Origin of the sequence: Gordonia alkaliphila, from assembly GCF_023017165.1 — a bacterium.
Taxonomy (GTDB): domain Bacteria; phylum Actinomycetota; class Actinomycetes; order Mycobacteriales; family Mycobacteriaceae; genus Gordonia; species Gordonia alkaliphila.
The window spans coordinates 550346-577235 of sequence record NZ_JALKBW010000001.1 but is presented as its reverse complement, the minus strand read 5'-3'; the positions used below and the strand labels follow the sequence as shown (position 1 = coordinate 577235).

The following is a 26890-nucleotide window of genomic DNA, read 5'->3' as shown; positions in this document are numbered from 1 at the left end:
GGAAGAAGCAGACGTTCGACCGACTGTTTCGGCCGTGGGAGCCGCAGTATTCTTGAAGTTTGCGCTCAGCGGGAATGAGCCGGTGCGGGCAGCAGAGGTGCGCTGCTGCGCAGTGACGAGTTAAGCGGCGCCGAGCCGGATGAGAGGAAAGTAGTGTCTGAGAGAGGGACCTCGCGCGACCGTGCCGTCGTTCAGGGAGGACGCGTCGACACCGGCACGTTGCTCGACATCCTGGCCGGGCGCGAGCTCGATGAGCATCACCCCGCGCTGATCAGCGGAGACATCGAGGTCCGGTACGGCGAGTTCGAGGCTCGGACCAACCGGATCGCGCGGGCTCTGCTGCGGCGCGGCGTCCGCCCCGGCGACGTGGTCGCTGTCGGCATGGAACGTTCCATCGAATCGGTTATCGCGGTGTGGGGCATCGTCAAGTCCGGGGCCGCCTACCTGTCGATCGACCCCGCCTACCCCGACGAGCGCATCGCCTACATGCTCGACGACTCGGCGGTGGAATTCGGCGTGACCCTCCCCGACACCAGAGACCGGCTGGGGGAGACCGACTGCACCTGGATCGGCCTGGCGGACCTGGAGGGTGAGGCCGATTCCGGAGAGGACATCGCCGACGCCGAGCGCAACGGCACCGTGTACCTGGAGAGCCTGGCCTATCTGATCTACACGTCCGGATCGACGGGGCGCCCCAAAGGCGTCGCGGTATCGAATACGGGTATCGCCGACCTCGTCGCCAACTATCGCAAGGTCACCGGATCGGTCGAGGACGATCCCGACACCCGGATTCTGCACGTCGCCTCACCGAGCTTCGACGCCTCGTTCTTCGAGATGGCCTGGGCGATCACCGCCGGGCACACGCTGGTGATCGCGCCGCACGCCGACTACGCGGGTGAAGCCCTCGACTCGGTGCTTGAGCGCGGTGAAGTGACCGATCTGGTCATCACGCCGTCGGTGCTGGCCACCCTCGACCCCGAGCGCAGTGAGCTCATCCGCAACCTCGCCACCGCCGGCGAGGCGTGCCCGCCGGAACTTGTCGAGCGCTGGGCCGCTCGGGGCCGTCGGCTGTGGAACTTCTACGGTCCTTCTGAGACCACGGTGTGGGCCACCCGCGCCCGCATGATGCCGCGCAAGCCGGTCACGATCGGCCGTGCCGTCATCGGCTTCACCGCGCGCGTCCTCGATCCCCGTCTGCACCAGGTGCCCGACGGCGTGGTGGGTGAGCTCTATCTCTCTGCCGCCGGTCTGGCCCGCGGTTACCTCGGTCGTCCGGACCTGACCGCGACCAGCTTCGTCGCCGACCCGTTCGGTGAACCGGGCGACCGGATGTACGCCACCGGCGACCTCGTGCGCGTGGTCAAGGGCGACCTGGAATTCGCCGGTCGTGCCGATCACCAGGTCAAGATCAACGGCCAGCGCGTCGAACTCGGCGAGATCGAGGCCGTCCTCGAAGAGCAGTCCGGCGTCGCGCAGGCCGTGGTCGTCGGCCACGACGTGGAGCAGGGCGGGCGCAAGCACACCCAACTCGTCGCTTATCTGGTTTCCCGGCCGGGGGAGAGCGTCGACGTCGACGCCGTCGCGGTGGACATCGCCGACCGGCTCGCGGCCCACATGATCCCGTCGCAGCTGTTCGCCATCGACGAGATCCCGCTGACGCCCGCCGGCAAGCTCGACCGCACGGCACTGCCCAACCCGGAGGCCGGCTCCGCGCGCGCCGCGTACGTCGCACCGGAGACCGACGGTGAACGCACCCTGGCCTCGATCATCGGTGGCCTGCTCGGCGTGGAACAGTTCGGCGTCACCGAGTCGTTCTTCGCGCTCGGCGGCGATTCGATCATGTCAATTCAGGTCTCGTCGGCGGCCAAGGCAGCCGGTCTGCCGGTCTCGCCGCGGGACGTCTTCCAGTACAAGACTGTCCGCGAGATCCTCCGCGCCGTGGAAGCCGATGCCGACGCGGTGCCCGCGCTGGAGGAGCCGAGCGGCGGCGGTACCGGCGAGGTGGCGCTCCCGCCCATCGCCGCGTGGATGATCGAATCGTCGTCGGGCGATCCCGCCGCGTTCGCCGACTTCAACCAAGCGAACCTGTTCGCGGTCCCCGCCGGCCTGGACACCTTCCAGGTCCGGGAGATCCTGGCGGCGGTCGTCGCCGCCCACCCGATGCTCAGTGCGCGACTGAGCCGGACCGAGGACCGGTGGACACTGGTCGCGGGCGAACCGTTCGACGCCGAGGCCGCGCTCACCGAGCGTGACGTCGAGATCGCCGCGGACTCCGCGGACTACAGTGCGCAGATCCTCGACGCCTACGCCCATGCCGAAGGACGACTCGACCCGGCCGCAGCACAGCAGGTGCAGGCGGTACTGGTCCGCTTCGCCGACGGCGCGAAGCGTCTCGTCCTCGTCGTTCATCATCTGGCGGTGGATGCGGTCTCCTGGCCGATTCTCATCGAAGACCTCGCGACGGCGGCCGCCCAGGTCGCGGCCGGGGAGCCGATCTCGTTGCGGGCCGAAGCGACCTCCGAGCGCGCCTGGTTCGCCGCCCTCGACGCCCGGCGCGACGAGCATGCGGGCGAACTCGATTACTGGCTGCAGCAGTCACCCGAGCAGCCCACCAGGTTCAGGGAAGAGCCTGCTCCGCAGACGCTGATTGGCGAGTCGACGTTGCTGGCGCATCAGATCCCGGCGGACCTCACCGAACGGCTGCTCAGCGACGCGCCGCTGGCGTTCGGTGGGACGCTCACCGACGTGCTGCTCGCGGCACTTGCCCGCGCCGTCCGCTCGTGGCAGCGCGACACCGGCATCGACGACGACGCACCCGTCACGGTGATGAGCGAGGGCCACGGCCGCTACGAGGACGTGCTGGAGTCCGGTCCGAATCCGCGGCGCAGCGACCTGTCGCGGACCGTGGGCTGGTTCACCACCATCGCTCCGATGCTGATCGACCCCGCCGAGGACATCGTCCATGCGGTCAAGGCCGCGAAGGAAGCCCGGTTGGGGCAGCCCCAGCACGGCATCGGTTTCGGGCTGCTCCGCTACGGCGGTGACACCGAGCTCAGCGCTCGGCCGTTGCCTTCGGTCGCGTTCAACTACCTGGGTGGCCGCGGCGTCGCCGTCGACGCCGCCACCTCCTCCGACGCCGAGTTCGTCGCAGACGATCTGCTGCTGCCCGCGGCCGGTCCGAGCCTGCCGGGTGGTGCTGGCGGCATGACCGAGACCGGCGTACTGGCGATCAATGCCAGCACCGTCGCCGGTGCCGCCGGACCGGTGATCGCTGCCAGTATCCGTTTCCCCGAGTCGGTGATTTCGTCCTCGCACGTTCAGGACATCGCCGATCGCTGGACCGCCGAGGTCGAGGCGGCGATCGCCGCGGCCGACGGTACAGCTGTCGGTCTGTCGCCGTCGGATGTGCCGGGCACCGGAGTGACCCAGGCCGATCTCGACGACCTCGCGGCGCAGTATCCGGGCGCAGCGGTCTGGCCGCTCACCCCGCTGCAAGCAGGCATGTACTACCAGGCGCGGGTCGTCGGTGCCGATGAGATCGACGTCTACCTCACGCAGGCACGGTTGCAGTTCTCCGGAGCGCTCGACCTCGCGAAACTCGATGAGGCATTCGCGTCGCTGATGAAGCACCACAGCGTGCTGCGCTCGGCGTACGTGCAGTGCGAGAGCGGCGCGGTGGTCGCTGTGGTCCCCGACCAGGTGAAGAGCCCGATCCGCACGGTGAACCTGCACGGAGTGGCCGGGGACGAGGTCGCCGAACAGGTCCGGGCGATCATGGATTCCGAACGGGTCCAGCCCTTCGACCTCGCCGCACCGCCGCTGATGCGGGCCGCGGTGGTCGAGCACGACTTCGGCACCGATGTGGTGGTCACCAACCACCACATCCTGTTCGACGGCTGGTCAGGGCCGCTGGTGCTAGCTGACCTCCTTGCGCTGTATGCGACCGGGAACCCCGTGACACCGGCGCACGAGTACGACTTCGGTGACCATGCGCGCACGGTGGCTGCCGCGGATCTGCGGCAGGCGCTGGACGCCTGGGCAGAGGTGCTGACCCCGGTCGACGGTCCCACGCGTCTCGCCGGAACAGCGCTCGCCAAGACCGATTCGGTGCCGCAGGACAACGAGGTCCTGCTCGATCCGGAACTCACCCGGGAGCTGTCCGCGTTCGCTCGCAGGGCGGGGGTCACACTGGCGATCCTGCTGCAGGGAGCGTGGGGGCTGTTGCTCTCCCGGGTGACGGGCCGCCAGGTAGTCACCTTCGGCGAGACGGTCGCCGGACGGCCCGCTGACGTACCGGGTGTGGAATCCATGGTGGGTCTGTTCATCAACACCCTGCCGGTGGTCGTCGATCTCGATCCGTCGGCGTCGTTCGCCGATGTCGTCCAGACGCTGTACCGGGACAAGGCGCGGCTGCTCGATCACCAGGCGGTGGGTCTGCCGGTGATCGCGTCGGCGTCGCGCCATGCGCTCGACTTCGACACCTTGGCTATTCATGAGTCGTATCCGGTCGACACCGACTCCATCGTCGAGGCGCCGCTGGGTGACCTGGCCTTGCATGGAGTGTCGGGCCGCGACGCGACTCACTTCCCGCTCACCCTGGTCACGGCAGAGATCGGCGACCAGGTGATGCTCCGCCTGAAATACCTGCCGTCGGTGTTCGACGAAGCGCAGGTCGCTGAATTCACCCGGGTTCTTACGCAAATCCTGCGGTTCACCGCGGGCCACCCCGACGTCCCCCTCGACGAGGTCCAGCTACTCGGCCCCGACGACAGCGATGCCATCGCGGTACTCGAACGCGGAATGCGCCACCAGGTCCCGGCGGCCGTGACCGTCGCCGATGCGCTGGCCGATCAGGCACAGCAGACGCCGGACGCGGTGGCACTGGTGGCCGGCGATCGGGAGGTCGTTTACGGCGAGTTCGCCGCACGGGTCAATCTCCTCGCCCGAACCCTGATCGATGCGGGCGTGGGCCCGGAGACCTCGGTGGCGTTGTGCCTGCCGAGGTCGGTGGAGATGATGGTCGCGGTACATGCGGTGATCACCGCGGGCGGCCAGTACGTTCCGATCGATCTCGACACTCCCGCTGACCGTGCGGAGTACATGCTGGAGACCTCGCAGGCCAAGCTGTTGCTGATCTCCGATCGTGCGGCGGCGGCGGGAGCGGTGGCGGCCGCGGCTGGCGCCGGCATCGGGTCGGTCGCGGTAGACGCCTCCATCGACATCGATCATGCCGCGCCGCGGGCGGCGCGGGTCACCGATACCGATCGGCTGATGCCGTTGCGCCGCGACTCGGCCGTGTACACGTTGTTCACTTCGGGGTCGACCGGTCGGCCGAAGGGTGTGACGCTGACGCATCGTGCGGTGCTGAACCGATTGTGGTGGGGTTTGGATGAGTTGCCGATCGATGGCAGCGATGTGGTGCTGCAGAAGACGCCGTACACGTTTGATTGTTCGGTGCCGGAGTTGTTCGCGCCGTTGATGGTGGGCGCGTCGCTGGTGGTGCTCAAGCAGGGTGGGCATCTGGAGCCGGTGTATGTGGCTTCGGAGATCGCGCGCACCGGCGCGACGATGGTGCATTTCGTGCCGTCGATTCTGTCGGCGTTCCTGGATGTGGTTCCGCAGTCGCAGCTGGCAGCGCTGAGGTCGGTGCGGATCGTGTCGACGTCGGGTGAGGCGTTGCCGCCTGCGGTGGCGGCGTCGACGCGTCGGGTGTGGCCGGAGGCGTTGTTCTACAACTTGTACGGTCCGACCGAGGCTGCGGTGGAGATCACCTATCGGTCGATCGGTGAAGTCCACGCTGATGATCCGACGGTGCCGATCGGTGTGCCGGTGTGGAATTCGTCGGCGGTGGTGTTGGATTCGCGGTTGCAGCGGGTGCCTGCGGGGGTGCCGGGTGAGTTGTATTTGGGTGGTGTGCAGTTGGCGCGTGGTTATGCCATGCGCGCGGATCTGACTGCTGAGCGGTTTGTCGCTGATCCGTTTGGGGCGCCGGGTGGGCGGCTGTATCGCACGGGTGATTTGGTGCGCAGACTCAGCGACGGTTCGCTGGAGTATTTGGGGCGTACGGACTTCCAGGTGAAGTTGCGTGGTCAGCGGATCGAGTTGGGTGAGATCGAGGCTGTTTTGGCGGCTGCGCCGGGTGTGGTGCTGACGGCGGCGACGGTCGCATCGTCGCCGGACGGTGGCGAGCATCTGGTCGGTTATGTGTGTGCCGGTCCGGGCGAAATGCTGGATCTGGAGGCGGTGAAGGCGTCGGCGGCTGCCGCGTTGCCGGGGTACATGGTGCCGACGGTGTGGATGGTCGTCGACGATATCGCGTTGAACACGGCGGGCAAGATCGATCGCAGATCGTTGCCGGCGCCGGAGTTCGGCGCGCTGGAAGCCGAATACGTCGCGCCATCCGGTGACGCTGAGACCGCGGTCGCGGCGGTGTTCGCCGACGTACTGGGTGTCGAGCGGGTGAGCGTCGCCGAGTCGTTCTTCGATCTGGGTGGCAACTCGCTCTCGGCGATGCGCCTTGCAGCGCGCGCCGGGGAGGTGCTCGGGGTCGAGTTCTCGGTGCGGGATGTGTTCGACGCGCCGTCGGTGCGGGAACTCGTTGCGGTGGTGGCTGACCGGGCACCAGCGTTGCCGCCGGTAGTCAAGGTCGATCCGCGACCGCAGACGATTCCGCTGTCGTTTGCTCAGCGGCGGATGTGGTTCATCAACCGGTTGGAGCCGGATGCTCCGACGTACAACATTCCGGCTGTGCTGCGGCTGTCCGGTGATGTGAATGTTGAGGCGTTGCGGGCGTCGGTGGCTGATGTGGTCCGCCGGCATGAGGTTTTGCGGACGAGTTTCCCCGACGTCGACGGGGTCCCGGTTCAGGTGATCGCTCCCGAGTCATCGGTGGATGCGGATCTGGTGTGGGTCGAGACCCCTTCGGTGGAGTTGTTCGGGGAGGCGGCCGCTGCCGGCTTCGATCTCGCGGCGCAGTGGCCGATTCGCGCGGTGATCTGCCGCGACGGTGACGACTACTTGTTTGCGGTGGTGGCGCACCATATCGGTGCTGACGGTGAGTCGATGCTGCCGTTGGTGACCGATGTGCTGACCGCATACGTCGCGCGCGCAGCGGGTGAGGCACCGGTGTTCGCGCCGTTGCCGGTGCAGTTCGCTGATTTCGCGTTGTGGCAGCGCGAGGTCTTGGGTGCGCCCGAGGATGCCGATTCGGTGCTCGGTCGCCAGCTGGCGTACTGGCGTGAGGCGCTGGCCGGGCTGCCGGATGTGCTGGATCTGCCGATGGACCGCCCGCGTCCGGCGATCGCCTCACACCGGGGCGTTCAGGTCGGCTTCTCGGTTCCGGCGCAGGTGGGGACCCGGATTCTGGAGGTGAGCCAGGCCGCCGGCGCGACGCCGTTCATGGTGGTGCATGCGGCGTTGTCGGTGCTGCTGGCGCGGTTGTCGGCGACCGACGATATCGCGGTTGCGACGCCAGTGGCCGGTCGCGGTCAGGCTGAGCTGGATGCGTTGGTGGGCATGTTCGTGAACACCTTGGTGTTGCGTGCTCGGGTCGATTCGTCTATGAGTTTTGCTGAATTGCTTGCTCAGGTCCGGGAGACGGATCTGGCGGCGCTGGCCCATCAGGATGTGCCGTTCGACTCGGTGGTCGAGGCGGTCGATCCGGTGCGGTCGCAGGCGTTCGATCCGCTGGCGCAGGTGATGCTGTCGTTCGATCCAGGTGCCTCGGCGTCGCAGGCAGGTGTGGAGATCGCAGGAATTTCGGCGGCGCCACTCGAGGCGCCGGTGATTCCGGCCCAGCTGGATGTGGCCTTCAACGTTCAATCCGCACCGGCCGGCCGGGATTGGTCGGGCTCGGTGATCGTCGCAACGGACCTGTTCGACGAGTCGACCGCGGAGTGGCTGGGCGACCGATTTGCGGCGTTACTCGATGCGCTGACTGCCGATCCGGGTGTGCCGGTGGGTGATGTGGCGGTGCTGGCTGAGGCTGAGGTAGTTGCTGAGGTCGGGCGTGAGTGGGGCCGTTCTGTGGGGCTTCCTGCGGTGGTGTCGGTCGCTGATGCGGTAGCGGGGCAGGTGGTGCGGACGCCGGAGGCGACGGCGTTGGTGTTCGGTGAGCGTGAAGTTTCGTATGGCGAGTTCGGTGCGCGGGTGAATGTGTTTGCGCGGGAGTTGATTGCTGCGGGTGTGGGGCCTGAGGTTTCGGTGGCTGTGGCGGTGCCGCGGTCGGTGGAGATGATGGTCGCGGTTCATGCGGTGGTTGCTGCTGGTGGCCAGTATGTGCCGGTTGATTTGGGTACTCCGGCTGATCGTGTCGAGTACATGCTGACCACGGCGCAGGCGTCGTTGTTGTTGGTGTCTGATCGTTCGCTGGTCGGTGATGCGTTGGCGGCGGCTGAGGCTGCCGGGGTGCCGGTGCGCGAGGTCGATGCGTCGGTGCCGGTGGAAGCGGACTCTGCTGCAGCGGCTCCGGTGACCGATGGTGATCGGTTGGTGCCGTTGCGGGCTGATTCGGCGGTGTACACGCTGTTTACGTCCGGGTCGACGGGGATGCCTAAGGGTGTGACGTTGACGCATGAGGCGGTGCTGAACCGTTTCTGGTGGGGTTTGGATGAGTTGCCGATCGATGGCAGCGATGTGGTGGTGCAGAAGACGCCGTATACGTTCGATTGTTCGGTGCCGGAGTTGTTTGCGCCGTTGATGGTGGGCGCGTCGCTGGTGGTGCTCAAGCAGGGTGGTCATCTGGAGCCGGTGTATGTGGCCGAGGAGATCGTGCGCACTCAGGCGACGATGGTGCATTTCGTGCCGTCGATGTTGTCGGTGTTCTTGGACGTGGTGCCCCGGGCTCTGCTCGACTCGTTGTCGTCGGTGCGGATCGTGTCGACCACGGGTGAGGCGTTGCCGCCGGCGGTGGCGGCTCCTACGCGTGATGTGTGGCCGGAGGCGTTGTTCTACAACTTGTATGGCCCGACTGAGGCGGCGATCGAGATCACCTATCAGCGGATCGGGCAGGTGTCGGCGGAGGATCCGACGGTGCCGATCGGTGTGCCGGTGTGGAATTCGTCGGCAGTGGTCCTCGACGGTCGCCTGCATCGGGTGCCTGCGGGGGGTGCCGGGTGAGTTGTATCTGGGTGGTGTGCAGCTGGCGCGTGGCTATGCGGCGCGCGCTGATCTGACTGCGGAACGTTTTGTGGCCGATCCGCATGGGGCACCGGGTGCGCGGCTATACCGCACCGGTGATTTGGTGCGCAGACTCGGCGACGGCTCTCTGGAGTATTTGGGTCGTACGGATTTCCAGATCAAGTTGCGTGGTCAGCGGATCGAGCTCGGTGAGATCGAGGCCGTTCTTGCGGCGGCGCCGGGTGTGGTGCATACCGCGGTCACGGTGGCGGTGTCTCCGGATGGTGGCGAGCATCTGGTGGGGTATGTGTGTGCCGGTCCGGGAGAGAGTCTGGATCTGGATGCGGTGAAGGCCTCCACCTCCGCAGCGTTGCCGGGGTACATGGTGCCGACGGTGTGGATGGTCGTTGACGATATCGCGCTCAATACGGCGGGCAAGATTGATCGCAGGTCGTTGCCGGCGCCGGAGTTCGGCGCCCTCGAGGAGCAGTACGTCGCTCCTGAGGGGGAGACCGAGCAGGCGCTCGCTCGGGTGTTCGCTGATGTGTTGGGTGTGGAGCGAGTTAGCGTTACCGAGTCGTTCTTCGATGCCGGTGGCAACTCGCTGAGCGCCATGCGGTTGGTGGCACGAGCCAGCGAAGCGCTGGGTGTCGAGTTGTCCATCCGGGATCTCTTCTACGCGCCGACCGTCCGCGAACTCGCCGCTGCGTCCGCGAGCGGAACCGAAGTGTTGCCGCCGGTGACCGCAGTGGAGCCGAGACCGGACCGCATTCCGCTATCCTTCGCGCAGCAACGCATGTGGTTCATCAACCAGTTCGATGCGGCTGCGCCGACCTACAACATCCCGGCCGTCCTCAAGCTGTCGGGCGAGCTGAACACTGACGCGCTCCGGGTGGCTTTTGCCGACGTGCTGCGCCGTCACGAGGTGCTGCGGACGATCTTCCCGGCCGTCGATGGCGTACCGGTTCAGGTGATTTCGGCTGAGTCGGCGGTCGACCGGGATCTCCCGTGGACCGAAGCAGCATCGGCGGAGGCGTTTGGCGAGGCGGTCGCCGCCGGGTTCGACGTGACGCAGCAGTGGCCGATCCGGGCGATCCTTCATCGGGGCACGCGGAATGAGTTCTTGTTCGCGGTGGTGGCACATCACATCGGCGTCGACGGCGAGTCGATGCTGCCGTTGATGACCGATGTGCTTGCGGCCTACTCCGCCCGGAGTGCCGGTCAGATGCCGGCCTTCGTGCCGTTGCCGGTGCAGTTCGCGGACTTCGCCATCTGGCAGCACGAGGTGCTGGGGACGCCGGACGATCCGGGCTCGGTGCTGGGTCGCCAACTGACGTTCTGGCGGGAGACCTTGGCGGGAATCCCGGATGTGCTGGAACTGCCGGCAGACCGGTCGCGGCCGGCAGTGGCGTCGTACACGGGCACGAGTGTCGACTTCTCGATTCCGGCCAGCATCGCGGCTCGGCTCAGAGAAGTGAGCCGGCTTTCCGGTGCGACGCCGTTCATGGTGGTCCATGCCGTCTTGGCAACGTTGCTTGCCCGGTTGTCGGCGATGCCGGATATCACGATCGCGACCCCGGTGGCCGGTCGCGGTCAGGCCGAGCTGGACGCGCTGGTGGGCATGTTCGTCAACACGCTGGTGCTGCGAACCCAGGTCGACTCGGCGGAGTCGTTCGCCGATCTGCTCGGTCGGGTGCGGATGGCGGACTTGGCGGCACTGGCACACCAGGAGGTGCCGTTCGAGTCGGTGGTCGAAGCGGTCGATCCGGTGCGCAGCGAGGCCTTTGCGCCGCTGGCGCAGGTGATGCTGTCGTTCGATCCGGCGGCATCGATGACGCAGGCGCAGGCCCAGACCGCCGGGATCAGCGTGGAGGCGCTCGCGCCCCCGGTGACACCGGCGCAGGTGGATGTGACGTTCAATGTGGCTTCGGCGCCGGCCGGTGAGGCGTGGTCGGGTTCGGTGGTCGTGGCCGCGGATCTGTTTGATGTGTCGACGGCACGGGCGTTCGCGGATCGTTTCGTGGCGTTGCTCGGCGAGTTGACCGCTGATCCGGAGGTCGCGGTCGGTGATGCGTCGGTGCTGATCGGTGATGAGCGTGCGGCGGCATTGGCAGCGGGGACTGGGCCGGTGGCCCCTCGACAGGCTCGGGGAGCGCAGGGTGCTGCTGGGGGAGCGGAGGGCGCCGGAGTCTCGGTGGCGGATGCTGTTGCGGCGCAGGTTGTTTCGACTCCGGATGCGGTGGCGTTGGTGTTCGAGGGCCGTGAGGTGTCCTACCGCGAGTTCGGTGCTCGGGTTGCGACGTTGGCGCGTGAGTTGATCGCTGCCGGTGTGGGTCCGGAGACTGCGGTCGGTGTGTGCATCGATCGCTCGGTGGAATTGCTGGTGGCGATTCATGCGGTGACTGCTGCGGGTGGCCAGTATGTGCCGGGCGATCTTTCTGCTCCGGCCGATCGTGCGCGGGTGATGTTGGAGACTGCGGGCGCGGAGTTGGTGTTGGTGGCCGCTGGCGCCGTGCCTGCGCCAGTTGCCGATCTCAGCGACGTGGGTCTGCTGGAGGTGGATGCGTCCGGCGAGGTGGATTTGTCGGTCGCGCCGGTCACCGATGCGGATCGTTTGGCGCCGCTGCACAGTGACAGTGCTGTGTACACGTTGTTCACGTCGGGGTCGACGGGGGTGCCTAAGGGTGTGACGGTGTCGCACGGCGCGGTGCTGAACCGCTTGTGGTGGGGTCTGGACGCGTTCCCGTGGGGTGTGGACGACAGGGTCGTTTTGAAGACGCCGTACACGTTCGATGTGTCGGTGCCGGAACTGTACGCACCGCTGATGTCGGGTGCGACGGTCGTGGTGGCGCGGCCGGATGGGCATCGGGATCCGGGGTATATCGCTGATCTGATCGCCGAGACCGAGGCGACGAGTGTGCATTTTGTGCCGTCGATGTTGTCGGTGTTTTTGGATGTGGTCGATCGCGGCACGTTGGCCTCGCTGACGTCGCTGAAGTGGCTGTTTGCTTCGGGTGAAGCGCTGCCGCCGGCGACGGTGGCTGCGGCGCATGCGGTGTGGCCGCAGGCTGAAATCCACAACCTGTTTGGTCCGACGGAGGCTGCGGTCGAGGTGGGTTGGGCTGATGTGTCCGATGCGCCGGAATTGGTGACGATCGGCAAGCCGGTCGCGAATACCTCGATGCTGGTGCTCGATGATCGTTTGCAGCTGGTGCCCGATGGTGTTCCGGGTGAGTTGTATCTGGGCGGGGTGCAGATCGCGCGTGGTTACGCCGATCAGCCTGCGCTGACCGCGGAGCGCTTCATCGCTGACCCGTTTGCCGCGCCGGGCGTTCCAGTTACGCCGGTGTCACCGGTTCCGCCTGTACCACCGGTTCCTCCCGTGCCGCCCGTGCCACCGGTTCCTCCGGTTCCGCCGGTCGCGCCGGCGGCTCCGGCAGGTCCTGTCGCACCGGTTGCTCCGCTGCCGCCGCTAGCTCCTCTAGCTCCGCTGGCACCGGTAGCGCCAACCGCGCCGGTCGCACCTGTCGCACCGGTAGCGCCAGCTGCGCCGGTCGCACCTGTCGCACCAGCTGCGCCGGTCGCACCTGTCGCACCTGTCGCGCCAGCTGCTCCCGTCGTTCTTGGTGCTCGCCTGTATCGAACCGGCGACCTGGTCCGGCGGTTGGCCGACGGATCGCTCGAGTATCTCGGCCGCACCGACTTCCAGGTGAAGCTGCGGGGTCAGCGGATCGAGCTCGGGGAGATCGAGTCGGTGATCGCCGGTGCGCCCGGGGTGGTGCATGCCGCGGCGACCGTCGCGACGGCGCCGGCCGGTGGCGAGTTCCTGGTCGGGTATGTCTCGCCGGCGTCGGTCGATCTTGATGCGGTGAAGGCGCAGGTGGCTGCGTCGTTGCCGGAGTACATGCGTCCGAGTGTGTGGATGCCGATCGACGAGGTGACGCTGAACTCGGCGGGCAAGCTGGATCGGCGGGCGTTGCCCACGCCGGATCTCTCGTCCACCGAGACCGAATACGTCGCTCCCGAAGGCGAGGCCGAAGAGGCCCTCGCTGCGGTGTTCGCCAGCGTGCTCGGCCTGGATCGGGTCAGTGTGACCGAGTCGTTCTTCGATGCCGGCGGTAACTCGCTGAGCGCGATGCGTGTGGTGGCGCGGGGTGGCGATGCCCTCGGTGTGGACCTGTCGATCCGGGACCTCTTCGATTCTCCGTCGGTACGTGAGCTGGCCGCGGTATCCGCCGGCAAGGCGGCGGCGTTGCCGCCGGTGACCGCGGTGGTGCCGCGGCCGGACCGGATTCCGCTCTCGTTCGCGCAGCAGCGGTTGTGGTTCATCAACCGGCTCGAACCGGCCTCCGCCGGATACAACCAGCCGACCGTGCTGAAGGTGAGCGGCGGACTCGATGTCGCCGCTCTGCGGGCGGCGATCATCGACGTCGTCGTTCGGCACGAAGTGCTGCGGACGACGTTCCCGTCCGACGGTGGCGTGGCATACCAGGAGATCGGTGACGCGGCTGCGGTTCCCGGTCGCCTCGATTGGGCGGTGGTGTCGTCGCAGGTGGACATCGAGTCCGCCGTGGTGACCGGCTTCGATCTGACGCGCGAATGGCCGCTCCGGTCGAGGGTCTGGGAGTCGGCGCCGGGTGAGTTCGTGGTCGCACTGGTGACGCACCACATCGCCTTCGACGGCGAATCGCGGCTCCCCCTGGTCAGTGACCTCCTCGAGGCCTACGCCGCGCGGACCGCGGGCCATGCGCCGGATTACTCGGCGCTGACGGTCCAGTTCGCCGATTTCGCGATCTGGCAGCACGAGGTGCTGGGTTCTCAGACCGACCCCGGATCGGTGGTCGGGCGTCAACTCGACTACTGGCGAGGGCAACTCGCCGGGGCACCGGACGTACTGGAACTGCCGTCCGACCGGCCGCGGCCGGCGGCGGCCAGTGGTCGTGGCAAGCACCTGGAGTTCGGTATCCCGGAAGAAGTCGGTGAGCGGGTATTGATGCTGGCTCGTGAGCACGGCGTGACGCCGTTCATGGTGCTCCACGCCGGGCTGGCGGCAGTTCTCTCGCGGCTGGGCACGACGGACGACGTCAGCGTGGCGACGCCGATCGCCGGCCGCGGCGATGCGGTGCTCGATCCGCTGGTGGGCATGTTCGTCAACACGTTGGTGCTGCGCACCCAGGCACCGTCCGGAATGCCGTTCGCCGAGTTCCTGGACGTCGTCCGCACGGTGGATCTGGACGCGTTCGCACATGCCGACGCACCGTTCGAGTCAGTGGTTGAGGCAGTGAATCCGGTGCGCAGCGAGGCCTTCCAGCCGCTGGCGCAGGTGGTGCTGACGGTGGATCAGGGTGGGGGAGTCGATACCCCGGCCGTCGACATCGGTGACCTGCGGGTGGAACCGATCACCTCCGACGAACCGCCGGCGCAATTCGACCTGCATATCGGAGTCGGCATCGAAACCGGCCGCGAATGGCACATGGTGCTGCTCTACGCGACCGACCTGTTCGACGTAGCAACGATCGAACAGTTCGCGACGCTCCTGGTGTCAGCACTGGATGCGCTCACGGCTGATCCGATGCGGCCGATTGGCGACGTCGACCTGCTGAATGACGCTGAGCGCGCGCGGCTGGCCGGGCTGCCGGCACCGGTGGTGCCTGCTGCGGCGGGGTGTTCGCTGGTGGAGGCTTTTGCCGGGTCGGTGCGCGAGCACGGGGCGTCGGTGGCGGTCTCCGCCGGCGGTAGGTCGCTTTCCTACGCGGAGCTCGATGCGGCGTCGGACGCGGTGGCTGCCGGGTTGGTGGCTGCCGGTGTGCGGCCCGGGGATCTGGTGGGTCTGGCGACGGCGCGGTCGGTGAATCTGGTGGCGTCGATCGTGGGTGTGCTGAAGGCGGGTGCGGCGTATCTACCGCTGGACACAACCAATCCGGTGGACCGGTTGCACTTCATCATCGCCGACGCGGGGGTGTCGGTGATCCTCACCGATGCTTCGACGCAGGGTCATGAACTGTGGTCCGGTGTCGGTGACGGGGTGCGGGTTCTGGATGCCGACGTGCTGGTGGCTGAGGGCGATCGTGCCGGTTTCACTGCGGTGACGGTGCCGCCGGCCTCCCGGGCGTACGTGATCTACACGTCGGGTTCGACGGGTCTTCCCAAGGGTGTGGAGATCACGCATGCTGACGTGGGCGCCCTGATGGGCGCCACGGCGGCCGATTTCGATTTCCGGCCCGATGACGTGTGGACGATGTTCCACTCCTATGCCTTCGATTTCTCGGTGTGGGAGTTGTGGGGGCCGTTGCTGTCCGGTGCCCGGCTGGTGGTGGTCGATCGGGAGCTGGCCCGTGATTTCGATGCGTTCCTGAGCGTGCTTGAGGACGAGCGGGTCACGTTCTTGAATTTGACGCCGTCGTCGTTCTATCAGCTCATCGATGCGCGGCGGCGCCGTCCGGATGCCGAACTGGCGTTGCGTTATGTCGTGTTCGGTGGTGAGGAGCTTGGTTTCGATCAGGTTCGTCGCTGGTTCGATGAGAACCCTGACGATCCGGCGCAGTTGGTGAATATGTACGGCATCACCGAGACGACGGTGCATGTCAGTTTCCGGCCGATCGATCGGGCCGTGGTGTCGGCCGATGATCCGTCGTTCATCGGTCGTGCGTTGAGTTCGTTGGCGATTCGTATCCTCGATGACCGGTTGCGGCCGGTGCCCGCCGGTGTGGTCGGTGAGATGTATGTGGCCGGTGCGCAGTTGGCGCAGGGTTATCTGGATCGTCCGGGGCTGTCGTCGACGCGTTTCGTTGCCGATCCGTTCGACGGGGACGGGTCGCGTCTGTATCGGACCGGTGACCTGGCGCGTTGGGTCGGCGACGATATCGAGTATCTGGGCCGGGCTGATGGTCAGGTGCAGTTGCGTGGTTTCCGTATCGAGTACGGGGAGGTCGAAGCGGCGTTGCTGGCCGCCGGCGGGGTGACCGGTGCGGCGGCTGCGGTGGTCGCCGATGCGGCCCGCGGTGATCTGCTGATCGGTTACGTCGTTGCTGATCAGGGTGTGGTGCTGGACGCTCAGGTGGTGCGGGAGGCCGCGAGTGCGCGGGTTCCGCGGTACATGGTGCCGGATCTGGTGATGGTGGTGGACCGGCTGCCGTTGACGGCGAACGGGAAGCTGGACCGCAAGGCGTTGCCGGCACCGGTGTTCGACGGTTCCGGCGAGTATGTGGCGCCGGGGTCGGACGCGGAAGAGGCTCTGGCTGCGGTGTTCGCCGATGTGCTCGGCGTCGAGTGTGTCAGCGTGACCGAATCGTTCTTCGATGCCGGCGGTAACTCGCTGAGTGCGATGCGGGTGGTGGCCCGGGCCGGTGATGCCCTGGGTGTGGATCTGTCGATCCGCGATCTGTTCGATGCGCCCTCAGTTCGGGAACTGGCTGTCGTAGCCGGTGGTCGGGCCCCGGCATTGCCTCCGGTGACCGCTGTGGTGCCGCGCCCGGATCGGATTCCGCTGTCGTTCGCGCAGCAACGGATGTGGTTCATCAACCGATTCGATCCGTCGTTGCCGACGTACAACATTCCGGCGGTGCTGAGGATCACCGGCGACCTCGACGTGATCGCGTTGCGGATCGCCGTCGCCGATGTGGTTCGCCGGCACGAGGTGCTGCGGACGAGTTTCCCCGACGTCGACGGTGTACCGGTTCAGTTGGTCGGACCGGCCGCCGTTGTCGATGCGGAACTCCCGTGGATCGACGCACGCTCGGCGGAGGAGTTCCGCGCTGCGGTGGCCGCAGGATTCGATGTGGCCACCCAGTGGCCGATCCGGGCCGTCGTGCATCCCGAAGGCGACGGGTACTTGTTCGCGTTGGTGGCCCACCACATCGGCGTCGACGGCGAGTCGATGCTCCCGCTGATGTCCGATGTGCTGGCGGCGTACGCGGCGCGTGCCGCAGGCGAAGTCCCGCAGTTCACGCCGTTGCCGGTGCAGTTCGCCGACTATGCGATCTGGCAGCGTGACGTGCTCGGTTCGGCGGATGACGCCGACTCGGTACTCGGCCGCCAACTCGACTTCTGGCGGGAGACCCTGGCCGGTATTCCGGATGTGCTGGAACTTCCGGCCGATCGCCAGCGCCCGCTGGTCGCGTCGTATGTCGGCACCAGCGTGGACTTCTCGGTGCCGGCCGAGGTCGCTGATCGGGTCGCCGAAGTGAGCCGGGCCTCGGGCACGACGCCGTTCATGGTCGTCCATGCCGTCTTGGCGACGTTGCTCGCCCGGTTGTCTGCGACGCAGGACATAACGATCGCCACGCCGGTGGCCGGTCGCGGTCAGTCCGAGCTCGACGCTCTGGTCGGCATGTTCGTCAACACGCTGGTGCTGCGTGCGCAGGTCGATCCGGCGGAGTCGTTCGCCGGACTGCTCGATCAGGTGCGGGAGGCCGACCTCGGCGCCCTCGCGCACCAGACCGTGCCGTTCGAGTCGGTGGTCGAGGCGGTCGATCCGGTGCGCAGCGAGGCCTTCGCGCCGCTGGCGCAGGTGATGCTGTCGTTCGATCCTGCTGCCTCGGCGTCTGAGGCGCAGGTGGAGCTCGCCGGGATCTCTGCGGAGCCGCTCGACGTGCCGGTGATTCCAGCTCAGGTGGATGTGACGTTCAACGTGCATTCGGCGCCAGTTGGTGAGGCGTGGTCGGGTTCGGTGGTTGTGGCCGCGGATCTGTTTGATGCGTCGACGGCGCGGGCGTTCGCGGATCGTTTCGTGGCGTTGCTCGGCGAGTTGACCGCTGATCCGGAGGTCGCGGTCGGTGATGCGTCGGTGCTGATCGGTGATGAGCGCGCCGAGGCGCTGGCGGTCGGGACCGGACCGGTGGAGGGGACGCCGGCTGGTTCAGTGGCCGATGCTGTTGCGGCGCAGGTGATTTCGACGCCGGATGCGGCGGCGCTGGTGTTCGAGGGCCGCGAGGTCTCGTACGCGGAGTTCGGTGCTCGGGTGGCGGTGTTGGCGCGTGAGTTGACCGCTGCCGGTGTGGGGCCTGATGTGGCGGTCGGTGTCTGCATTGATCGCTCGGTGGAACTGCTGGTGGCTGTTCATGCGGTGACTGCTGCGGGCGGTCAGTATGTGCCGGTCGATCTTTCTGCTCCGGCCGAGCGTGCGCGGGTGATGCTGGAGACTGCCGGTGCCGAGTTGGTGTTGGTGGCTGCTGGCGCCGTGCCTGAGCCTGTTGCCGATCTCATCGATGTGCGTCTGCTGGAGGTGGATGCGTCCGGTGACGTTGATCTGGCTACTGCCGCGGTGACCGATGCGGACCGGTTGGCGCCGCTGCACGGTGACAGTGCTTTGTACACGTTGTTCACGTCGGGGTCGACGGGTGTGCCCAAGGGTGTGACGGTGTCGCACGATGCGGTCCTGAACCGCTTGTGGTGGGGTCTGGACGCGTTCCCGTGGGGCGTGGGCGACAGGGTCGTTTTGAAGACGCCGTACACCTTCGATGTGTCGGTGCCGGAACTGTACGCGCCGCTGATGTCGGGTGCGACGGTCGTGGTGGCGCGGCCGGATGGGCATCGGGATCCGGGGTATATCGCTGATCTGATTGCCGAGACCGAGGCGACGAGTGTGCATTTTGTGCCGTCGATGTTGTCGGTGTTCTTGGATGTGGTCGATCACGACCGACTGGCGGGGTTGACGTCGTTGCGGTGGTTGTTCGCCTCGGGTGAGGCGTTGGCGCCGGCGACGGTGGCTGCCGCGCATGCGGTGTGGCCGCAGGCTGAGATTCACAATCTGTTTGGTCCGACTGAGGCTGCGGTCGAGGTGGGTTGGGCCGATGTGTCGGATGCGCCGGAGTTGGTGACGATCGGCAAGCCGGTCGCGAATACCTCGATGCTGGTGCTCGATGATCGTTTGCAGCTGGTGCCCGATGGTGTTCCGGGTGAGTTGTATCTGGGTGGTGTGCAGATCGCGCGGGGTTACGCCGATCAGCCGGGCCTGACCGCGGAACGTTTCATCGCCGATCCTTATGGTGCTGTCGGATCCCGGCTGTACCGGACCGGTGACTTGGTGAAGCGTCTGCCGGGCGGGGATATCGAGTACTTGGGTCGTACTGATTTCCAGGTGAAGCTGCGGGGGCAGCGGATCGAGCTCGGTGAGATCGAGGCGGTAATCGCGGGCGGTCCGGGTGTGGTGCATGCGGCGGCGACGGTCGCGACTGCACCCGCGGGTGGCGAGTTCCTGGTCGGCTATGTGTCGCCGGCATCGGTGGATCTCGATGCGGTGAAGGCACACCTTGCTGAGTCGTTGCCGGAATACATGCGCCCGTCGGTGTGGACGCTGCTCGACGAGGTGACGCTGAACTCGGCGGGCAAGCTGGATCGTCGGGCGTTGCCCGCACCGGATTTGTCGTCGACGCAGGGCGAGTACGTCGCACCCGAGGGCGAGGCCGAAGAGGCGTTGGCTGCGGTGTTCGCCGAGGTGCTCGGTGTGGAGCGGGTCGGTGTCACCGAGTCGTTCTTCGATGCGGGTGGTAACTCGCTGAGCGCGATGCGGTTGGTCGGCCGCGCGGGCAAGGCGCTGAATGTCGGTCTGTCCATTGCCGACGTCTTCGCGGCACCATCGGTACGTCAGCTTGCCGTCGCAGCGTGGGGTCGCGGTGGCGCCCTCCCGCCGGTGACGAGTGTGGTTCCGCGCCCCGACAGGGTGCCGTTGTCGTTTGCGCAGCAGCGGATGTGGTTCATCAACCGGCTCGATCCGATGACCCCGACCTACAACATCCCGGGAGCCTTCCGGCTTCGCGGCGACGTCGATCGTGGTGCATTGCGACAGGCCGTGATCGATGTGGTGGAACGGCACGAGGTGCTGCGGACGGTGTTCCCGGACAGCGCCGGGGTGCCCTACCAGTTGGTGATACCGGCCGGTGACGCGAGTGCCCGGCTGGATTGGCGTCTCGTTCATTCGGCGGAGCAGATGGTCGACGAGCTCGCCCGGGGCTTCGACGTCACCCGCGAGTTCCCGCTGCGGGTCCGGGTGCTGATCGAGGACGACGAGTCGTTGGTGCTGGCGATCGTCGTGCACCACATCGCGTTCGACGGGCAGTCCTATGGCCCGATGATCGCGGACCTCCTGACTGCCTATGCTGCGCGCAGTGCCGGTCAGCCTCCGGCGTTCACGGCCTTGCCGGTGCAGTACACCGATTTCGCGGTGTGGCAGCACGAGAATCTCGGATCGCCCGAGGATTCCTCTTCGGTGCTCGGACAGCAGCTCGAGTACTGGAAGCAAGCGCTTGACGGAGTACCCGACGTCATGGCCCTGCCGACAGACCGGCCGCGGCCGGCGGTGTTCTCGCCGCGTGGTGACCAGGTTCAGTTCACCGTTCCCGCGGAGTTGGGCGCACGGGTCGACGAGTTGGCGAGCAGGACCGGAGCCTCCCGGTTCATGGTGCTGCACGCGGTCTTCGCGGCGTTGCTGGGTCGTCTGACCGGCTCGGATGACATCGTCGTCGGCACGCCGATCGATGGCCGTGGGCAGCGTGACCTCGGTGGCTTGATCGGCATGTTCGTCAATACCCTGGTGCTGCGGAGCCGCGTCGATCCGGCCGAGTCGTTCGAAGCCTTCGTGGCGCTGACGCGCATGTCGGACGTCGAGGCCTTCGCCCACGCGGATGTGCCATTCGAGTCGGTGGTCGATGCACTCGATCCGGTGCGGTCGGAGGCGTTCTCGCCGCTAGTGCAGGTGATCCTGTCGGTCGATCCGATCGGTGCAGTCGAGAGCGGTGTGGAGTTCGCAGGAGTGCAGGTCGAGCCGTTCGGCGCAATCGACACCCCTGCTCAGATGGACCTGAACCTGACGCTGGCCGCGGGCGAGGCCGCGACAGACTGGACCGGCCTGCTCACCTACCCGACGGCACTGTTCGATCGATCGTCGATGGAGAAGCTCGGCGAGCGATTCGTGCGGGCTCTCGAGAATCTGGTGAATTCGCCAGAGATACCGATGGGCGACGTCGAACTGCTCGACGCGCGGGAAGCATCGATCGTCATCGAGGAGTCGACCGGGCCGGTAGCGCCCATGCGGGCCGAGACGATCGCCGCTGCGGTGGCCGAGAGTGTCCGGCGCGCACCGGAATCCGTGGCCTTGATCGCGGGACGACGAGAGCTCTCGTATCGGGAGTTCGGTGCTCGCGTCGCGATGCTCGCAAGAGAGTTGATCGCTGCCGGTGTCGGTCCGGATACGGCGGTCGGCCTCGTCATGGACCGCAGTGTGGAACTGGTCGTTGCGGTCCACGCGATCATGGCTGCCGGCGGACAGTATGTGCCGATCGCCGTCGATTCTCCGGCGGAGCGGGCGGAGTACGTGGCGGCGACCGCGGGCGTGTCCGTGGTTGTGATCCGGACGGGTGAAGCGGTACCCGGCTTCGTCTCGTCGCTGGGCGTTCCGGTGGTCGAGGTCGATGGTGGCGTCCCGGCCGAGAATGTGCTCCCGCTGGATCCGGCTGAGCGGTCGGCGGCACTGCGGCCGGAGCATGCGGCGTACACGTTGTTCACCTCGGGATCGACTGGTCAGCCCAAGGGGGTGACCGTTTCGCACGGTGCGGTCCACAACTTTGTCAGCTGGTTCGACGAGCTGATTCCTTCCGGCGACCAGCGTTTGCTGTTCAAGACCCCGCACACCTTCGATGCGTCGGTGCTGGAACTTTTCTGGCCCCTGGTCGCCGGCCAGACGATGGTGATCTCCGAAGCGCAGGGCCATCGCGACCCCCAGTACCTGGCGGATGTTATGAACCGGCAGAAGGTGTCGGTGGTGCAGTTCGTACCGTCGTTGCTGGCAGCGTTCCTGGACGTCGTTCAGGAACGGCCGCTGCTGCCTGGTCTGCGAGTGCTGTTCTCCGGAGGTGAAGCGCTACCACCGGCGGTGGCCGACGATTTCCGGTCCCGAGTGCCGCAAGCGGAAGTGGTGAACCTCTTCGGTCCCACCGAGGCCGCGGTGTACACGATGTCCGCCCGGCTCGGCGGCACGGAGGCAGTGGTCCCGATCGGCCGCCCGATGCGGAACACCACGGCGTTCATCCTCGATTCGCGCTTGCATGTGGTGCCCGACGGTGTGGCAGGTGAGCTGTATCTGGGCGGCGCCCAGTCCGCGCGCGGCTACGCGGCCAGACCGGACCTGACCGCGGAGCGGTTCGTTGCCGATCCGTTCGGGGTGGCCGGTTCGCGCCTGTACCGGACCGGTGACCTGGTCCGCCGTAACCCACGGTCCGGGGACCTCGAGTATCTGGGCCGTACCGACTTCCAGGTGAAGCTCCGCGGTCAGCGTCTGGAGCTCGGCGAGGTCGAATCGGCGATCGCAGCCGCACCGGACGTGGTGCATGCGGCGGCCCGGGTGGTCGAGGGCCCGGCGGGCGATCAGCTGGTCGGCTATGTGGCGCCGGCATCGGTGGACACCGCTCAGCTGGCCGCCGAGCTGGCGAGCAGACTGCCGGAGTACATGGTGCCGACGGTGTGGATGGCGCTGGAGACCATGCCGCTCAATACGGCGGGCAAGGTCGATCGGCGCGGGTTGCCCGATCCGGTATTCGAGGCCGTGGAGTATGTGGCACCGGCCACCGAGACCGAGCAGATCGTGGCCGGCGTGTTCGCCGAACTGCTCGGTGCTGATCGGGTCTCTGTGACCGAGTCGTTCTTCGAGGCCGGCGGCAATTCGCTGGCGGCGATGCGCCTGGTCGCCCGGGCTTCCGAGGCGCTGGGGGTGCAGGTGTCGGTGCGCGATGTGTTCGATGCGCCGAGTGTGCGTGCGCTGGCTGTGGCGGTCGCCGATCGCGCCCCGGCCTTGCCGCCGGTGACGGCAGCGGTGCCGCGCCCGGCTCAGATTCCGTTGTCGTTTGCTCAGCAGCGGATGTGGTTCATCAACCGGTTCGATCCGTCGTCGCCGACCTACAACATTCCTGCTGTGCTGCGGATCAACGGTGAACTCGACACGCAAGCGCTGCACGCCGCGGTAGTGGACCTGGTGACACGCCACGAGGTGCTCCGCACGTCATTCCCGGACGTCGACGGCGTGCCGTTCCAGCGGATCGGCGACGTCGCCGAGATCGAGGGTCGCCTCGATTGGGCCGTCGTCGATTCGATGGACCAGGTCCACGAGGCGCTGGTCTCCGGATTCGATGTGAGTGCCGACTGGCCGCTGCGAGTCCGCCTGTGGCCGACCGCGGACGGTGACCATGTACTCGCCGTCGTCACGCATCACATCGCCGCCGACGGCGAGTCGCGGCTTCCGCTGATCATGGATCTGGTGGCCGCCTACGCGGCTCGCGTGAACGGCGAGGCTCCGTCGCTCGCGCCGTTGCCGGTGCAGTTCGCCGATTTCGCGATCTGGCAGCATGAGGTGCTCGGTTCGCCGGATGACCTCGAGTCGGTCGTCGGGCGGCAGATTCGCTACTGGCGTGAGCAGCTTGCGGGCGTGCCCGATGTGCTGGAACTGCCTGCAGACCGGCCTCGGCCAGCGGTGGCCTCGCACCGTGGTGCGGAGTTCCGTTTTGAGATTCCCGCCGAGGTAGCCGAGCGCATCCGCAGTGTGGCACAGCGACGGGGAATGACCCCGTTCATGGTGGTGCATGCGGCGCTGGCCGTCCTGCTCGCCCGGCTGACCGCCACCGACGACATTGCGATCGCGATTCCGACGGCGGGGCGCGGTCAGGCCGCGCTGGACAGGCTGATCGGCATGTTCGTGAACACCCTGGTCTTACGTACGCAGGTTGACGTCGATGCGACCTTCGATGAGTTGCTTGATGCGGTGAACACGGTGGATCTGGAGGCATTCGCGCACGCGGACGCGCCGTTCGAGACCGTCGTCGACGCCCTCGACCCGGTGCGCAGCGAAGCCTTTGCGCCACTCGCCCAGGTGATGTTGTCGTTCGATCCCGGTGCCTCGGCCCAGCAGGCGGAGGTGGATGTCGCGGGCCTGTCGATCACCGGCGTGGATGGGGCCGATGCTCCCGCACAGGTCGATCTGGCACTGGCTGTGCTCACCTCGCCCGAGGGGCAGGCATGGACGGCGTCATTCACCTATGCGACGGATCTGTTCCTCGAGCCGACGGTAGCAACTTTCGCGGAACGCTTCGTCATGCTTGTCTCCGGGCTGACCGAGAATCCGGTCGGTGCGGTCGGCGACGTTCCGCTCCTGGCGATCGACGAGGAGTTCCGGGCGTTCGATCTGTCGGTGGGCCCCGAGGTCCTGCGGGGCCCCAGCACCCTGGCTTCGGCGGTGGCCGCACAGGTCGCGCGGACGCCAGAAGCTACGGCGGTGGTGTTTGCCGACCGTGAGCTCAGCTACCGAGAGTTCGGGGCGCGAATCGCGACTTTGGCCCGTCAACTCATCGAAGGTGGCATCGGACCCGATATTGCGGTGGGCGTGGCGATCGACCGGTCCGTGGAGATGCTTGTGGCAGTCCATGCGGTGATCGCTGCGGGCGGCCACTATGTGCCGATAGACACCGCTGCCCCCGTGGACCGCGTCGCATCGATGCTCGACACGTCGGGTGCGACGGCGGTGCTCGTCGCCGCTAGCGCGTCGCGACCTGAATCGATCGCAGAAATGGTCGACGATATCCGGGTGATAGAGGTCGATGCCGCCGCAGCGGTGGACCTGGCGGCGCCGCCGGTGTCCGATGACGAGAGAGCGGCGACGGTGCGCGGTGACAGTGCGGCCTACACGCTGTTCACTTCTGGATCGACTGGACGTCCGAAGGGCGTGACGGTGACGCATTCGGCGATCGTCAACCGGCTGGCCTGGATGGCGGATGACTACGCATTCGGCGACTCCGATCGGGTGCTCCAGAAGACGCCGTACACGTTCGACGTGTCGGTGTGGGAACTGTTCCTGCCGATGGTGACGGGCGGTACTTTGGTCATCGCTGAACCCGGCCGCCACACCGAGCCCGACTACCTGGCGCAGATCATCTCGGAGCAGCGGATCTCCGTCGTGCACTTCGTCCCGTCGATGCTCTCGGTCTTCCTCGGCGTCCTCGGCGCCGAGGTGCGGACACTCGACACGCTGCGACTGGTGGTGACCTCGGGTGAGGCACTCGCGCCCGGCGATGCTCAGGCGTTGCTCGCCAGGCTCCCGGAGGTCCAGTTGGAGAACCTCTACGGTCCGACCGAGGCTGCCGTCGATGTGACCGCGCATCGGGTTCGGGCCGGAGAGACCATCGTGCCGATCGGTCGGCCGGTCACCAATACCGGAACCCTGGTGCTGGACGGACGCCTGGCGATGGTGCCGGTCGGTGTCGCTGGCGAACTCTATTTGAGTGGTGTTCAGCTGGCGCGGGGCTATGCCTCTCGGCCCGACCTGACCGCTGAGCGCTTCGTCGCCAGTCCCTTCGGTGTCGAAGGGGAGCGGCTCTATCGCACCGGCGACCGGGTGCGCTGGAATGCGGCGGGCGAGCTCGAATACTTGGGCCGTAACGATTTCCAGGTGAAGCTTCGTGGGCAGCGGATCGAGTTGGGGGAGATCGAGTCGGTGCTCGCCGGCGCCCCCGGGGTCGTCCACGCGGCGGCGACGGTCGCGACCGCATCGAGTGGAAGTGACCATCTCGTCGCGTATCTGGCACCTGCCACGGTGGATCTGGACACTGTGAAGGCGGCGGCGTCGCAGGCGCTGCCCGGCTACATGGTGCCGACTGTCTGGGTAATGCTCGACGGTGTTCCCCTGAGTACTGCTGGCAAGATCGACCGGCGGGCTCTTCCTCCTGCGGACTTCGGGCAGCTGGCTGCGAAATACGTCGCACCAGAGGGGCCGGTGGAGGAACTCGTCGCTTCCGCTTTCGCCGACGTGCTCGGCCTTGACGAGGTTTCGGTGGTCGAGTCCTTCTTCGATCTCGGGGGGAGTTCGCTGTCGGCAGTGCAGTTGACCGCTCACCTACGGAAGGCGGGCTGCGAGGTCGAGCTGCCGTGGCTGTTCTCGCACCCGACGGTTCGCAACCTCGCCTCGGTGATTTCGGGTGAGGCCCGTTCGTCGGGTGTCCTGATCGGACTGCGGACCGCGGGGTCGCGACCTCCGCTGTTCTGTTTCCCGCCAGCCGACGGTGTCTCGTGGATGTACGGTGACCTGCTGCCCTACATTGCGGATAGGCCGGTTTACGGTTTGCAGGATCCAGCCGTGATCGCGGGAGAGGAACGCTTCTCCTCGATCGAGGAGTTCGCAGACCGGTACGTCACCGAGATCCTCGACGTCGCGCCGCACGGCCCGTATCACCTGCTCGGCTGGTCTCTCGGCGGTGTGATTGCTTTTGAGGTGGCGCGGAAACTGAAGGCGATGGGGCACGAGGTTGCGCTCCTGGGCCTTCTGGACCCCGCGGCCGGTGCGGTATACGAGGAACAGATCACGCCCGAAGAGCACGCTGCGAGTGTCGCCGAGCTCCGTGCAGGCTGGGAGGCGATGCTCGCCGACGACCAGTCGCCGGGCTCTGCAGGCGACACATTGGCGCGGAATCTCAGGGCGGCCGGCCTGGACTTCGGCGACCTGTCCGGGCGCATGATCGGTGCCTTCGATGCGGGTGCGGACCTGCTGATCGGTCACGAACCGGGCAGCGTGGACGTGCCGGTGTTGTTGTTCACTGCGACTCGTCGTGATCGGCCCGGGCGGGTCACGGACTACTGGCGCGACCGGGCGCTCGGTGAGTTTGTCAATATCGATGTCGACATAGAACACGGATCGATGGGGAGCGCCCACGGATTCGCCGTGCTTGGACCGCTCATCGAACGTCGTCTGAACGGACCAATTCTGTGAACTCCGCTGACGTGTTAGGACTGGCCGGCGGAC

The 26890-nt window shown here is 66.9% G+C and carries 1 protein-coding gene and 1 pseudogene; both read left to right on the top strand.

Annotation, left to right across the window (positions count from 1 at the left end; all coding sequences use genetic code 11):
• Nucleotides 1–195: 195 nt before the first annotated feature.
• Nucleotides 196–9117: pseudogene (locus tag MUG78_RS02655) on the top strand (amino acid adenylation domain-containing protein); the annotation flags it as partial.
• Nucleotides 9107–26857, top strand: a complete 17751-nt coding sequence (locus MUG78_RS02650; RefSeq protein ID WP_246991938.1) for a non-ribosomal peptide synthase/polyketide synthase — start codon at nt 9107–9109, stop codon at nt 26855–26857. The pseudogene MUG78_RS02655 and the gene MUG78_RS02650, both read left to right, overlap by 11 nt.
• Nucleotides 26858–26890: the final 33 nt, after the last annotated feature.